11 protein-coding genes are annotated in these 13,667 nt (G+C 70.6%); 9 read left to right on the forward strand and 2 right to left on the reverse strand.

What is annotated here, in order from left to right:
* Positions 1-106 precede the first annotated feature (106 nt).
* From ruvB to KBX26_RS29120, 6 genes are all read left to right on the forward strand, one after another.
* Complete coding sequence (gene ruvB / locus KBX26_RS29095) at positions 107-1,174, forward strand: Holliday junction branch migration DNA helicase RuvB (RefSeq protein ID WP_030336964.1); 1,068 nt, start codon at positions 107-109, stop codon at positions 1,172-1,174.
* A 122-nt stretch (positions 1,175-1,296) separates the two neighbouring features.
* Positions 1,297-1,653, forward strand: a complete 357-nt coding sequence (gene yajC, locus KBX26_RS29100; RefSeq protein ID WP_081884077.1) for a preprotein translocase subunit YajC — start codon at positions 1,297-1,299, stop codon at positions 1,651-1,653.
* A 278-nt stretch (positions 1,654-1,931) separates the two neighbouring features.
* Positions 1,932-3,851 (forward strand): protein translocase subunit SecD, encoded by a 1,920-nt coding sequence (gene secD, locus KBX26_RS29105; protein ID WP_030336966.1) that lies wholly within the window; start codon positions 1,932-1,934, stop codon positions 3,849-3,851.
* Position 3,852: 1 nt separating this feature from the next.
* Positions 3,853-5,049, forward strand: coding sequence for a protein translocase subunit SecF (gene secF / locus KBX26_RS29110; RefSeq protein WP_030336967.1), 1,197 nt, complete (start codon positions 3,853-3,855; stop codon positions 5,047-5,049).
* Positions 5,050-5,127: 78 nt separating this feature from the next.
* Positions 5,128-5,694: an adenine phosphoribosyltransferase gene (locus KBX26_RS29115; RefSeq protein ID WP_030336968.1), complete on the forward strand. Its 567-nt coding sequence runs from the start codon at positions 5,128-5,130 to the stop codon at positions 5,692-5,694.
* 197 nt (positions 5,695-5,891) lie between these two features.
* Positions 5,892-8,414 (forward strand): bifunctional (p)ppGpp synthetase/guanosine-3',5'-bis(diphosphate) 3'-pyrophosphohydrolase, encoded by a 2,523-nt coding sequence (locus KBX26_RS29120; protein ID WP_030336970.1) that lies wholly within the window; start codon positions 5,892-5,894, stop codon positions 8,412-8,414.
* Between the two features lie 67 nt (positions 8,415-8,481).
* On the opposite strand, the gene KBX26_RS29125 is transcribed toward KBX26_RS29120, so the two are convergent.
* A complete protein-coding gene (locus KBX26_RS29125) occupies positions 8,482-9,321 on the reverse strand; it encodes a peptidylprolyl isomerase (protein WP_210866852.1) in 840 nt (279 codons plus the stop codon).
* 59 nt (positions 9,322-9,380) lie between these two features.
* Positions 9,381-10,265 (reverse strand): peptidylprolyl isomerase, encoded by an 885-nt coding sequence (locus tag KBX26_RS29130; protein WP_210866853.1) that lies wholly within the window; start codon positions 10,263-10,265, stop codon positions 9,381-9,383.
* Positions 10,266-10,535: 270 nt separating this feature from the next.
* Between KBX26_RS29130 and KBX26_RS29135 the strand changes: the two genes are divergently transcribed.
* The 3 genes from KBX26_RS29135 (at position 10,536) to KBX26_RS29145 (ending at position 13,660) form a co-directional block, all read left to right on the forward strand.
* Complete coding sequence (locus tag KBX26_RS29135) at positions 10,536-11,246, forward strand: MBL fold metallo-hydrolase (RefSeq protein WP_030336975.1); 711 nt, start codon at positions 10,536-10,538, stop codon at positions 11,244-11,246.
* 72 nt (positions 11,247-11,318) lie between these two features.
* Entirely contained in the window at positions 11,319-12,647 is a 1,329-nt protein-coding gene (gene hisS, locus KBX26_RS29140) for a histidine--tRNA ligase (RefSeq protein ID WP_210866854.1), read from the forward strand.
* Positions 12,648-12,718: 71 nt separating this feature from the next.
* Positions 12,719-13,660 (forward strand): acyl-ACP desaturase, encoded by a 942-nt coding sequence (locus KBX26_RS29145; RefSeq protein WP_210866855.1) that lies wholly within the window; start codon positions 12,719-12,721, stop codon positions 13,658-13,660.
* Positions 13,661-13,667 lie beyond the last annotated feature (7 nt).

Here is a 13,667-nt window from a genome sequence, read left to right on the forward strand (position 1 = left end):
AGTGAGCCGGGTTTGCGAGCCCCGCAGTCGCGATTGAAGACGGCCCGATGAGCGCGAGGAGTGAGCCGGGTTTGCGAGCCCCGCAGTCGCGATTGAAGACGGCCCGATGAGCGAGACCGAGGGGCTCGTCTCGGCGTACGTCAACGACGCCGACCGGGACGCGGAGGCCACAGTACGGCCGAGGCGGTTGGCCGAGTTCATCGCCCAGGACCGGGTCCGCGACCAGCTGGACCTGTTGTTGCAGGGCGCCATGCGGCGGGGTTCGCCGCCGGACCACATTCTGCTCTCCGGCCCGCCCGGATTGGGTAAGACGAGTCTGGCCAATATCGTCGCCGCCGAGTTGGGCGCGGGTATCCGGGTGACCAGCGGTCCGGCGATCGAGCGGTCGGGTGATCTGGCGGCGATCCTGACCAGCCTCGCCGAGGGCGACGTGCTCTTCATCGACGAGATCCACCGGATTGCGCGGCCGGCGGAGGAGTTGCTGTACAGCGCGATGGAGGACTTCCGGGTCGACGTGGTGGTGGGCAAGGGTCCGGGGGCGACGGCGATCCCGCTGGACGTCGAGCCGTTCACCCTGGTCGGCGCGACGACCCGGTCGGGCCTGCTGACCGGGCCGATGCGGGACCGGTTCGGTTTCGTCGCGCACCTCGACTTCTACTCGCCGGCGGATCTGGAGACGCTGCTGCACCGTTCGGCACGGATCCTGGGGGTGCCGATCACCCCGGAGGGCGCGACCGAGATCGCCGGTCGGTCCCGGGGTACGCCGCGGATCGCCAACCGGTTGCTGCGCCGGGTCCGCGACTACGCCGAGGTCCGCGCGGACGGGGTGGTCGATCTCGACACGGCCCGCGCCGCCCTGATCGTGTACGACGTGGACGCGCTGGGCCTGGACCGGTTGGACCGGGCGGTGCTGACCGCGTTGGTCGACTCGTTCCGGGGTGGCCCGGTCGGGTTGTCCACCCTGGCGGTGGCGGTGGGGGAGCAGCCGGACACGGTCGAAGAGGTCTGCGAGCCGTTCCTGGTGCGGGCCGGGCTGTTGGCGCGTACGCCCAGGGGGCGGGTGGCGACCGAGGCCGCCTGGCGGCATCTGGGGCGCACACCACCGAATGGTACATTTGGTGTAGATAGTCCACCTGTGCCCGATCTGTTCTCGCTGGATGCCGAACAGCCGTGATGTGAACGTGATCTGTGCCGCATTCGGCGTTCTCAGGTGCAGGGTTTAGACTTCGCCGCGGTCTGTACAGGACGTGAGAATCCGCCTCCGCTCCGGCACCCACGGTGCCGGGCAGGCGGCCAATGGGAAGGTCAGTAACCGTGCAATTGGCAGCAGCGGGTGGCGGGGCCGGCGGTTTCACGCCGATCCTGATGATCGCCCTGCTCTTCGGCGTCATGTACTTCATGATGATCCGACCCCAGCAGAAGCGCCGCAAAGAGGCAGAGGCGATGCAGTCCAACCTCGGCCCCGGCGACGAGGTCGTGACCATCGGCGGGCTCTACGGCACGGTCACCGGCATCGAGGACGACACCGTCCTGATCGAGGTCGCCCCGGGCGTGCAGACCCGCTACGCCCGCCCGGCCATCGCGCGGGTGGTCACCCGTGCCGAGCTGCCGAGCGAGCCGGTCACCGAGGACGCGGACACCGCCAAGGACTGACCCCTCCCCCCGGGAGCGGCGAGTCCGGCGTACGGCCGGTCGACCCGGCTTCCGGGTCGTCGCGCCCCGACGGGGCAGCGGGCGAGACGTGAAAACTGGATAGTTGGGTCGACGTCGGGCGTCGACACGTTCCGGTGGCCGTCGGCGTTCCGCGCCGGGGGGCCCGGTTCTCGTGTCGGCATCTCGTCGACTCAAGGCAGACCCGTCGGGCGGGACCCCCGGCCCGACACCGCCGCCGCTGCGACAGCGGCGCGACCGTACAGGGAGACAGGACAGCCGTGGCACCACCTCAGGGACAGATGCGCCCCGGGCGGCAGCTCGCCGTGCTCGGGTTCATCTTCGTGGTCCTCTATCTTTTGGTGTTCTTCGCCGGCGCCAGCGGCAGTTGGAAGGACCGGCTCGAGCCCAAGCTCGGCCTGGACCTCATCGGCGGCACGCGGGTGACACTGGAGGCGACCAACAGCGTCGACGGCAAGCCCCCGACGGCGGAGAACCTCGAGGAGGCCCGCGAGATCATCGAGAGCCGGGTCAACGCGTTCGGCGTGGCCGAGGCCGAGGTGGTCACCGAGGGCAACCGCAACATCGTCATCTCCCTGCCCGGTGAGAACCGCAACCTCGACGACGTTGGCGAAGCCGCCGAGCTGCGCTTCCGCAAGGTGCTCAAGGCCGCCTCCGGCAGTGGTGTGGCCGAGGCGCCGCCCGCCGCCACGCCGACCCCGTCCGGCAGCGCCGCCCCGACCGGCAGCGCGACCCCGTCCGGCGCCGCGACCCCGACCCCCACGGGCAGCGCCTCGCCGAAGGTGACCTCGTCGCCCAGCGGTGGTCAGGGCGGGATGGCCCCGGCGTCGCCCAGTGCCACGCCGACTCCTTCCGCGTCCGCCTCGGCCTCGCCGAGCGCCGCCGCGCCCACCGCCAGTTCGGAGCCGGTGCCGGCCAGCGTGGAGGAGCAGCGCAAGGCCGTCGAGCAGAAGGTCGGCGCCGCCGCGTGGCAGGCCGCGAACGGGCTGCAGGCCCCGGCCGACCTGACCGCCGACCCGTCGCTGGCCGAGAAGCTCAAGCCGTTCGGCACGCTGTCTCCGCAGGAGGTCGCGGTGCTGCCGGCGCAGATGCAGTTCAACGTGCCGACGATCGGCTGCGCGCAGCTCGACCAGCGCCCCCCGGCGTCGATCTCCGACCCGAAGCAGCAGGTGGTCTCCTGCGAGGACGGCGCTTCGAAGTACCTGCTCGACCAGGCCAAGGTGCTGGGCACCGACGTCTCCGACGCCGATGCGGTGCTCGACCAGACCAACGCCTGGGTGGTCAGCCTGGACTTCACCGGCGACGGTCAGGGCAAGTGGACCTCGCTGACCCGTGAGGCGTTCAACAACGAGGGCCAGGCCTGTGACGCGACCGCGCTGGGCCAGGACGGCAAGTGCCGGGTCGCCGTGGTGCTGGACAACGAGATCGTGTCCTCCCCGGAGATCCAGGGTGTGCTCACCGGCAACTCGCAGATCACCGGCCAGTTCACCCAGAAGGACGCCAGCACCCTCGCCGGCCAGCTCCGCTACGGCGCGCTGCCGGTGACCTTCGAGCAGCAGGAGGCGCAGAACGTCACCGCCACCCTGGGCGCCAGCCACCTGCGCGCTGGTCTGCTCGCGGCCGGCATCGGCATGCTGCTGGTCATCATCTACGCGTTCTTCTACTACCGGCTGCTCGGCTCGGTCATCTTCCTGAGCCTGATCCTCTCCGCGCTGCTGGTCTTCGGCGCGCTGGTGGTGCTCGGCCGGCAGATCGGCTTCACGCTCACCCTCGCCGGCATCGCCGGCATGATCGTCTCGCTCGGTGTGGCGGCGGACTCGTTCGTCATCTACTTCGAACGATTGAAGGACGAGATCCGGGAGGGGCGCAGCCCGCGGAGCGCGGTGCCGCGTGCCTGGATCCGGGCCCGTCGCACGATCATCTCGGCCAACGCGATCACCCTGCTCTCCGCGGTGGTGCTCTACGTGGTCTCGGTCGGCACGGTCAAGGGCTTCGCGTTCGCGCTCGGCCTGGCCACCGTTCTGGACCTGGTGGTGGTGTTCCTCTTCCGTCACCCGATCATGACGATGTTCGCCCGGACCCGGGCGTTCCTGTCCCCGCGGGTCAGCGGTCTGGGCCGGGCGCTTCCGGCCCGCAACCAGCCGACTCAGCCCCGCAACCCGCGCGCCAAGGAGGCCTGAGATGGCTGAAAACGGTCTGGCGAGCCGCCTCTACAACGGCGAGGCCGGTCTCAACATCGTCGGCCGGCGCAAGCTCTGGTTCGGCGTCGCCGGGGTTCTGATCCTGATCGCGATCCTCAGCTTCTCGATCCGCGGGTTCAGCCTGGGCATCGAGTTCGCGGGCGGCAACTCGTTCCAGGTGCCGGCCAGCGTCGGCACCCTGGACGACGCCGAGCGGGAGGTCAACTCGGCCCTGGCCGCCGAGAACACCGGTGTCACGGTGGCGACCACGCAGAAGGTCGGCGGCCCGGGCGGCGACTCGTACGAGCTGCGCACGCCGCAGCTCACCGCCGAGCAGGCCACCGCGGTCAAGGCCCAGATCGCCGAGGACCTCGGCATCAACGCCGACCAGATCAGCAGCAACCAGGTCAGTGAGGCGTGGGGCAGCCAGGTCACCGAGCGGGCCGTGCTCGGTCTGGTCATCTTCATCGCGCTGGTGATGGTCTACCTGATCCTGCGCTTCGAGTGGCGGATGGCCGTGGCCGCGGTCGCCTCGCTGATCACGAACCTGATCCTCACCGCCGGCATCTACTCGCTGGTCGGTTTCGAGGTCACCCCGTCGACGATCATCGGTTTCCTCACCATCCTGGGCTTCGCGCTCTACGACGTGGTGGTGGTCTTCGACAAGGTCCAGGAGAACACCCGGGGCATCACCGCCAACAACAACCAGACGTACGGCGAGGCGTCCAACCTGGCTATCAACCAGAGCCTGATGCGGTCGTTGAACACCTCCGTCGTCGCTCTGCTGCCGGTCGGCGGTCTGCTCTTCATCGGTGCCGGCCTGCTCGGTGCCGGCACGTTGAAGGACCTCGGTCTGGTGCTGTTCGTCGGTATGGCGGTGGCGTTCCTGACCTCCATCCTGGTGGCCACCCCGCTGCTGGCGCTGCTGAAGAACTACGACCCGCGGATCCAGGCGCACAACAAGCGCGTCCTGAGCCGGCGGGGCGCTGTCGCCCGCGGCGAGGTCCCCGGTAAGGGCGCCGCGAGCCCGGCCGCCCAGGCCGTCGCGTCCGACGAGCCGGTCGACCAGGACGCCGCCGCGCTGGCCGGTGCCGCCCCCAAGGTGGGCGCTCGGCCGGCGGGCAAGCGCCCGACCGGTGCCCGGGGCGGTCGCCCGGGTGGCGGCGGCAACCGGCCGGGTGGCGCCAAGCGGCGCTGACCCGACAGGAAACACCCGAACGGCGTCCGGCATGCTGTTGCCGGACGCCGTTCGTCGTCGAAGGAGAGCGAAACAGCCGTGACGGAGACCCACAGCACCGCAGCGCGCGGGGACAGTGGCCCGGAGGCCGCCCGACTGGTCGCCAGCCGGGTGCTGGACGTGCCCGACTTTCCCAAGCCGGGCGTCTTGTTCAAGGACCTGATGCCACTGTTCGCCGACGGCAAGGTCTTCCGTGAGGTGATCGACGGGATCGTCTCGTATCACGGGCGGGAAGCCTTCGACGTGGTGGTCGGCATCGAGGCGCGTGGGTTCGTGGTCGCGGCGGCCATCGCGTACGCGACGGGGGTGGGCGTGGTGCCGGTACGCAAGGCCGGCAAGCTGCCCCGCCCCGCGCACTCGGTCTCCTACGCGCTGGAGTACGGCGAGGCGACGTTGGAAGTGCACGAGGACGCCTTCACCGCCGGGCACCGGGTGTTGGTTGTCGACGACGTGCTGGCCACCGGTGGCACCGCCGAGGCGACGCTGGACCTGGTCGAGCGGGCCGGTGGGACCGTCGCCGGCTTCACCGTGCTGCTGGAGCTCGGTTTCCTGGGTGGACGTGAGCGACTGGCGCCGCGTCCCGTCCACGCCCTGTTGACTGTTTGAGCCGGTCGGTACCCGGCTGACCGTTTGATCCCGGACCTGTCGGATGGACCCGGCGCCGACCGTCCGGCGGAGCGGCAGGGGACCGTCCGTGCGGGTAGCATTGCCCTTTGCTGACGCCGGCGGTACCCCGTCCGGCGAGCGAGACCAGGTCGGCCGATCTTCGGCCGGCGTGTTTCCGGCGAGCGGTGAGGAGGCCGGTGTCCCACGATGTCGTCCCTCCGGCGGAGGGCACGGTGCACCCGACAGGCGACGCTGACGGCTCGGTGACTGACCGGACAGGCGACGCGCCGGCCCGGGTGACGGGCACCGGCAACGGCTCCGGCAGGGCTTCCGGCGAGAGCCCGGTGCGTCCGACCAGCGGCCCGCCGAGCGCCGAGGCGTCTCCCGGCGCCGACGGTGTCGTGGTGCCGTTCCCGAGCGACGCCGGCATCGACCCGTCGCCCAGCGGTGGCTTCGGGCTGTCCAACGCGCCCACCGGCCGGCGGGTCCGGGCCCGGCTGGCCCGGTTCAACGCGCCCTGGCAGACCTCTCAGGTCAGCGAGGTGCTGGAGCCGCTCATCGCGAGCCACCGGGACAACCACCCCAAGGCGGACGCCCGGCTGCTCCAGCGCGCCTTCGACACGGCCGCCCGGTGGCACTCCGGGCAGTACCGCAAGTCCGGTGACCCGTACATCACCCACCCCCTCGCCGTGGCGACGATCCTCGGCAACCTGGGGATGGACACCACCACCCTGGTCGCCGCGCTGCTGCACGACACCATCGAGGACACCGAGTACACCCTCGACCAGATGCGCGCCGACTTCGGCGGCGAGGTCGCCCTGCTGGTCGACGGCGTCACCAAGCTCGACAAGGTCAAGCTGGGCGACGCGGCCAAGGCCGAGACGATCCGCAAGATGGTCGTGGCGATGGCCAAGGACCCGCGGGTGCTGGTGATCAAGCTGGCCGACCGGCTGCACAACATGCGTACCCTGACCTTCCTGCCCCGCCCCAAGCAGGAGCAGAAGGCCAAGGAGACGCTGGAGATCCTCGCGCCGCTGGCGCACCGGCTCGGTATGAACACGATCAAGTGGGAGCTGGAGGATCTGTCCTTCGGCACGCTCTTCCCGAAGCGCTACGAGGAGATCAACCGGCTGATCGGGGAGCACCAGCCGCAGCGCGAGGCGTTGCTGCGGCAGGTGACGCAGAAGGTGCAGACCGACCTGAAGGCCGCCAAGATCAAGGCGGAGACGACAGGTCGGCCGAAGCACCTCTACTCGATCTACCAGAAGATGATCGTGCGGGGTCGCGACTTCAACGACATCTACGACCTGGTCGGTGTGCGCATCCTGGTCGACACGGTTCGCGACTGCTACGCGGCGCTGGGGGTCATCCACGCCAACTGGCAGCCGGTGCCGGGCCGGTTCAAGGACTACATCGCGATGCCCAAGTTCAACATGTACCAGTCGTTGCACACGACTGTCATCGGGCCCACCGGCAAGCCGGTGGAGATGCAGATCCGCACGTACGCGATGCACCGCACCGCCGAGTTCGGCATCGCCGCGCACTGGAAGTACAAGGAGCACAAGGGCACCCAGATTGTCGGCCCGCCGGCGCACATCGACGAGATGACCTGGCTGCGGCAGCTGCTGGACTGGCAGCGGGAGGCGGCCGACCCGAGCGAGTTCCTGGACGCGCTGCGCTTCGACCTGTCCAGCCAGGAGGTGTACGTCTTCACCCCCAAGGGTGACGTCATCCCGCTGCCGACCGGTTCGACACCGGTGGACTTCGCGTACGCGGTGCACACCGAGGTGGGGCACAAGTGCATCGGGGCGCGGGTCAACGGCAAGCTGGTGCCGCTGGAGTCGACGCTGTCCAACGGCGACGTGATCGAGATCTTCACGTCGAAGTCCGAGACGGCCGGCCCCACGCAGGACTGGCTGGGCTTCGTCAAGAGCCCGCGCGCCCGGACGAAGATCCGGCAGTACTTCAACAAGGAGCGGCGCGAGGAGGCGATCGAGGCCGGCAAGGACGCGATCGTCAAGGCGATGCGCAAGCAGGGCATGCCGTTGCAGCGGATGCTCACCTCCGACGCGCTCATGTCGATCGCCCGCGACCTGCACCTGGCCGACGTGGCCTCGCTGTACGCGGCGGTCGGCGACAGCCAGGTCTCCGCGCAGTCGGTGGTGCAGAAGCTGATGGCCGCGTACGGCGGCGAGGAGGGTGCGGCGGAGGACATCGCCGAGACCGCCGTCGCCACCCGGCCGCCGCGCAGCCGGCAGAGCAGCAGTGACCCGGGCGTGGTGGTCCGGGGCGTCAGCGACGTCTGGATCAAGCTGGCCCGGTGCTGCACCCCCGTGCCTCCGGACTCGGTGTTCGGCTTCGTCACCCGCTCCGGCGGGGTGAGCGTGCACCGCGACGACTGCGCCAACGCCGAGGACCTGCGCGCGCAGAGCGAGCGGGTGGTCGAGGTGAGTTGGAAGCTCACCTCCGCCTCGACGTTCCTGGTCGCCATCCAGGTCGAGGCGTTGGACCGGCACAAGCTGCTGGCCGACGTCACCCGGGTGCTCTCCGACGAGCGGGTCAACATCCTCTCCGCCACCGTCACCACCACCCGTGACCGGGTGGCGGTGAGCCGGTTCAGCTTCGAGATGGCCGACCCGAAGCACCTGGGCCACCTGCTGGCCACGGTCCGCAAGGTCGACGGCGTCTTCGACGCCTACCGGGTCACCTCGGGCGCCTGACGCCGTACCCCGAACACGACAGCGCCCGCCGGCTCAGCCGGCGGGCGCTGTGTCGTCTGCGCGGGTGTCAGCCCTGCGGGTTGCTCATCGCGAGGTCCTTGATGATGACCTCCTTCTTCGGGTGGCCGCCGCCGGCCTGCTGGGCGAACGCCCCGTCGTCGCCGGCCTTGGCCACGTCCTTGACCAGGTCCAGGCCGCCGGTGATGGTGCCCAGCACCGTGTACGCCGGGTCCAGCGGAGAGTCGCCGTAGACGATGAAGAACTGGCTGCCGGTGCTGCCCGGCTGGCCGGAGTTGGCCATCGCGATGACACCCTCCGGGTACGGCGGGCGCTTGTCGGTGGGCAGGTTCTCCTCGGGCAGGCGGTAGCTCGGGCCGCCCTGGCCGTCGGTGTCCCGCCAGCCGTTGCCGGTGGCGCTGGGGTCACCGCACTGCAACACCTTGATGCCCTCGGTCACCAGGCGGTGGCACTTGGTGTTGTCGAAGAAGTTCTTCTCCGCGAGGTAGGTGAAGCTGCCCGCCGTGCACGGCACCAGCGACCGGTCGACCTTGGCGGTGATCGGGCCGAGGTTGGTGTCGATCGTCATGGTCTGGATGCCCTTGGCGGACTGTTCGTTGCTCGGCAACCCCACGTCCTTGATCTGCGGTGGCCGCTGCTCGGTGGGCACCGCGTTGAACGCGCACTCGGCCGCGCCGGGCGCCGCGGTGGTGGTGTCGGGCTTGTCGTCGTCGCCGCCGAGGCTCACCGCCAGCCAGACGGTGCCGGCGACCACGAGCACCAGCGCGGCACCCGCGCTGACGATCGCCGTCGTCTGCCGGCGCTTGCGGGCCTTGGCCGCGCGCTCGGCCATCTCCTTCTCGAGCCGGGCGCGGGCCGCCGCGCGCTGCCGCTCTCTGGTGGACGTCACGCCTGGATCCTCCTGGCTGTCTGCTGCTGAGTGCCGCTTGGGTGGGTGGTGGCGCCCGGTCAGCCGGCGCTCGGGCTGCTGGCCGGGGTGCCGGAGGCCGACGGCGCCGGTGCCGCAGCGGAGACCGGCTCACCGACCGTGAGGCTCTGGATCGTCACATCGGTGCTGGGCTTGACCTTCGCCCCGGTCCCATTGTCCACGGTCGGGAGGGCACCGATCTTCTCCACCACGTCCAGCCCGCCGGTCACCCGGCCGATGACCGGGTACTTCGGGTCGGTGGTGGTGAAATCCTTGAAGAAGATCAGGAACTGGCTGCCGTTGCTGCCCGGCGGGTTGGAGACCATCGCCACAGTGCCCTTCGGGTACGTCGGCGGCTGGTCGGGGGCGGGGGTGGCCGACGGTGACGCCGACGGCACGGTCGGCAGTTCCTCGTCGTAGAACGAGTAGGTCGGCCCACCGAGGCCGGTGCCGCTGGGGTCGCCGCAGCGCAGCGCGCCCTCGGTGGTGATCTCGTGGCACTTGGTGTTGTCGTAGAACGACCGGCTCGCCAGGTGGGCGATGCTCGCCGCCGCGCACGGGGAGTTGGTGAGGTTCAGCTCCGCGGTGATCGGCGCGCCCTGGTTGGTGGTCACGGTCATCGGCCGGGTGCCGTCGGTGGGCAGGTCCTTGGTGGCCGGCGTGCCGACGTCCTTGAGGTTGGTGTTGGCCGTCGCGTCCTGCGGCGTCCAGAGGCAGGTTTCCGCCGCGGCCGTGTTCTGCTTCGGGTCGGAGTCGAACGCCCCGAGCGCCCAGGCCGAGCCGGCCACTACCAACACGAGGATCAGAGCGGCGCCGACTCCGGCCTGGATCTGCCGTCGGCGCCGCGTAGCGGCCGCCCGGCGAGCCAACTGCCGGTCGAGCTTGGCCCGTGCCAGTTTGCGCTGCCGGTCCCTGCTGGAAGCCACCAGTGCTCCCCTTTCCTCTACCTGGTCGTCGCCGGCGGCCGGTCGCCCCGGCCCGTCCGGGCGTCACGTGTGCCGCGCCACACGCCCGCCAGAGTGTACGGCTAGTGACTGGGAATGTGGTGTACGAGGTCCGCCCCGTCCCGAGCAGCGCTTATCGGAGATCGTCACTGTGCCCTGCGGGGTGCCGGGGACGGACGCGGCAAACCGGCTGGGCGCGCCCGATAGGCTGCGGGGCAGGACGACAGCTGCTCGACGGAAAGGACAGCGCCAGTGCTCGTGGCCGGCTTTCCCGCGGACGCCTTCGGCACCAACTGCTACGTGGTTGCCACCGCGCCGGGGGAGCAGTGCGTGGTGGTCGACCCCGGCATCGGGGTGCTCGGCCGCCTCGACGCGCTGCTCGCCGAGCACCGCCTGCATCCGGCCGCCGTGCTGCTCACCCACGGCCACCTCGACCACACCTTCTCGGTAGCGCCGGTCTGCGGTGCGCGCGGCATCACCGCCTACGTGCACCCGGGCGACCGGGAGATGCTGGCCGACCCGGCCAAGGGCCTCTCGGCCGACCTGACGTCGCTCTTCGGCGGCCGGTTGAGCTACACCGAGCCGGAGGACGTGGCGGAGCTGACCGACGGCGCCACCCTCACCCTCGCCGGCCTGGAGATCGCCGTCGACCATGCCCCGGGCCATACCGGCGGGTCGGTGCTGTTCCGGCTGCCGGGCGCCGGGTCGGGCTGGGAGGCCGACGAGCTGTGCCTCTCCGGTGACGTCCTCTTCGCCGGGTCGATCGGCCGCACCGACCTGCCGGGCGGGAGCATGCCGGCCATGCTCAGCAGCCTGCGCGACAAGATCCTCCCGCTGGCCGACGACACCGTCGTGCTGCCCGGCCATGGCCCCAGCACCACCATCGGCCGCGAGCGCGCCAGCAACCCGTACCTCATCGAGGTGGCTGGCACGTCGCCGGCCGCTCCCACCCGGGGCCTCTAGATCTTCGTCCGCGCCACGCGCGGACCCACGACACCACCGCGCCACCGGCGCGGAACCGCAAGGAGTACGCCGATGAGCAAGCCCACGCCCATCTCCGGCTTCCCGGAGTGGACCCCCGGTCAGCGGATGATCGAGCAGTTCGTGCTCGACAAGATCCGGGCCACCTTCGAGCTGTACGGTTTCGCGCCGCTGGAGACCCGCGCCGTGGAGCCGCTGGACCAGCTGCTGCGCAAGGGCGAGACCTCGAAGGAGGTCTACGTGATCCGGCGGTTGCACGCCGACGCGGAGGGCTCCGGCGGTGACGACCAGCTCGGCCTGCACTTCGACCTGACCGTGCCGTTCGCCCGGTACGTGCTGGAGAACGCCGGAAAGCTGAGCTTCCCGTTCCGCCGCTACCAGATCCAGAAGGTGTGGCGCGGCGAGCGGCCGCAGGAGGGCCGCTACCGGGAGTTCGTCCAGGCCGACATCGACATCGTCGACCGGGACACCCTGGCCCCGCACCACGAGGCGGAGATGCCGTTGGTCATCGGCGACGCGCTGCGGTCGTTGCCGATCCCGCCGGTGACGATCCAGGTCAACAACCGCAAGATCAGCGAGGGTTTCTACCGGGGTGTCGGGCTGACCGACCCGGAGGCCGCGCTGCGCGCCGTCGACAAGCTCGACAAGATCGGCCCGGCGAAGGTGGCCGACCTGCTCGCCCAGACCGCCGGGGCGAGCGAGGCGCAGGCCAAGGCGTGCCTGGCGCTGGCCGAGATCTCCGCCCCGGACGCGTCGTTCGCCGACGCCGTGCGGGCGCTCGGGGTGAGTGACCCGCTGCTCGACGAGGGCATCGAGGAACTGATCCGGGTGGTGGAGACCGCCGCCGCGCACTCGCCCGGGCTCTGCGTGGCGGACCTGCGCATCGCCCGTGGCCTGGACTACTACACCGGCACCGTCTACGAGACCCAGCTGCGCGGCTACGAGCGCTTCGGCTCGATCTGCTCCGGCGGCCGGTACGACAACCTGGCCAGCGCCGGTGCTGTCTCGTACCCGGGGGTGGGGATCTCGATCGGTGTGACCCGGCTGCTCGGGCTGCTCTTCGGCGCGGGGGCGCTGTCGGTCTCCCGGGAGGTGCCGACCGCCGTGCTCGTCGCGGTGACCAACGAGGAGCAGCGGGCGGCCAGCAACCGGGTGGCGGAGGCGTTGCGGCGGCGCGGGGTGCCGACCGAGGTGTCACCGAGCGCGGCGAAGTTCGGCAAGCAGATCCGCTACGCCGAGCGGCGGGGGATTCCGTACGTCTGGTTCCCGGGCGTCGACGGAGCGCCGGACGAGGTGAAGGACATCCGCTCAGGTGAGCAGGTCACCGCCGCTGCGCAGGAGTGGATGCCCCCTCTGGAGGACCTCAAACCGACGGTTGGGTGAGTCTCTCCACTGGCGCTGACGGCTGCGGGGACCTACGGTAGCGTAAGTTACGCCACCGTAGGGAGTTTCTCGTGACCGTCAGCACCACATTGAGTCAGACCGCGCTGCTCGTCGAGTTGGAGCCGGTTGTCGCGCGCAACCTCGACCGCCACCTCTCGCTCGCCAAGGAGTGGTTCCCGCACGAGTACGTGCCGTGGAGCGAGGGGCGGACCTTCGACGGGCCGCTCGGCGGCGAGGCGTGGTCGCCGACCGACTCCACCATCCCGGACGTGGCCCGCACCGCGCTGATCGTGAACCTGCTGACCGAGGACAACCTGCCCTCGTACCACCACGAGATCGCCACCCTGTTCGGCCGGGACGGCGCGTGGGGCACCTGGGTGCACCGGTGGACCGCCGAGGAGGGGCGGCACGGCGTCGCGATCCGCGACTACCTGACCGTCACCCGGGCGGTCGACCCGGTGGCGTTGGAGCGGGCCCGGATGACGCACATGTCGGAGGGCTACACCAACGCCCACGGCGACGAGGTGCTGCACTCGCTGGCGTACGTCTCGTTCCAGGAGTTGGCCACCCGCATCTCGCACCGCAACACCGGCAAGGCCACCGGCGACCCGGCCTGCGAGGCGCTGCTGGCGCGGGTGGCGGCCGACGAGAACCTGCACATGGTCTTCTACCGCAACCTGCTCGCCGCCGCGTTCGAGCTGGCCCCGAGTCAGGCCATGCGGGCCGTCGCCGACGTGGTGGCCGACTTCCAGATGCCGGGCAGTGGCATCGAGGGCTTCGCCCGCAAGTCGGTGGCGATCGCCCTGGCCGGCATCTACGACCTGCGCCAGCACCGCGACGAGGTGCTGCAGCCGGTCCTGCGCCAGTGGGACGTCTTCAACGTGACCGGCCTCAACGCCGACGGCGAGGCCGCCCGCGAGCAGCTCGCCACCCAGTTGGCGGACCTGGACCGCGCCGCGAGCCGCTTCGAGGAGAAGCGCGACGCCCGAGCCGCCCGCCTAGCCCTCCGCTAACCCCACC

This window comes from Micromonospora sp. C97 (assembly GCF_018070385.1).
Lineage (GTDB): Bacteria > Actinomycetota > Actinomycetes > Mycobacteriales > Micromonosporaceae > Micromonospora > Micromonospora parva.

What these genes read in the sequence shown, in the direction of transcription:
- ruvB (WP_030336964.1), top strand. Translation starts at nt 107, where the DNA reads ATGAGCGAGACCGAGGGGCTCGTCTCGGCGTACGTCAACGACGCCGAC.
- hisS (WP_210866854.1), top strand. Translation starts at nt 11,319, where the DNA reads ATGAGCAAGCCCACGCCCATCTCCGGCTTCCCGGAGTGGACCCCCGGT.
- secF (WP_030336967.1), top strand. Translation starts at nt 3,853, where the DNA reads ATGGCTGAAAACGGTCTGGCGAGCCGCCTCTACAACGGCGAGGCCGGT.
- yajC (WP_081884077.1), top strand. Translation starts at nt 1,297, where the DNA reads ATGGGAAGGTCAGTAACCGTGCAATTGGCAGCAGCGGGTGGCGGGGCC.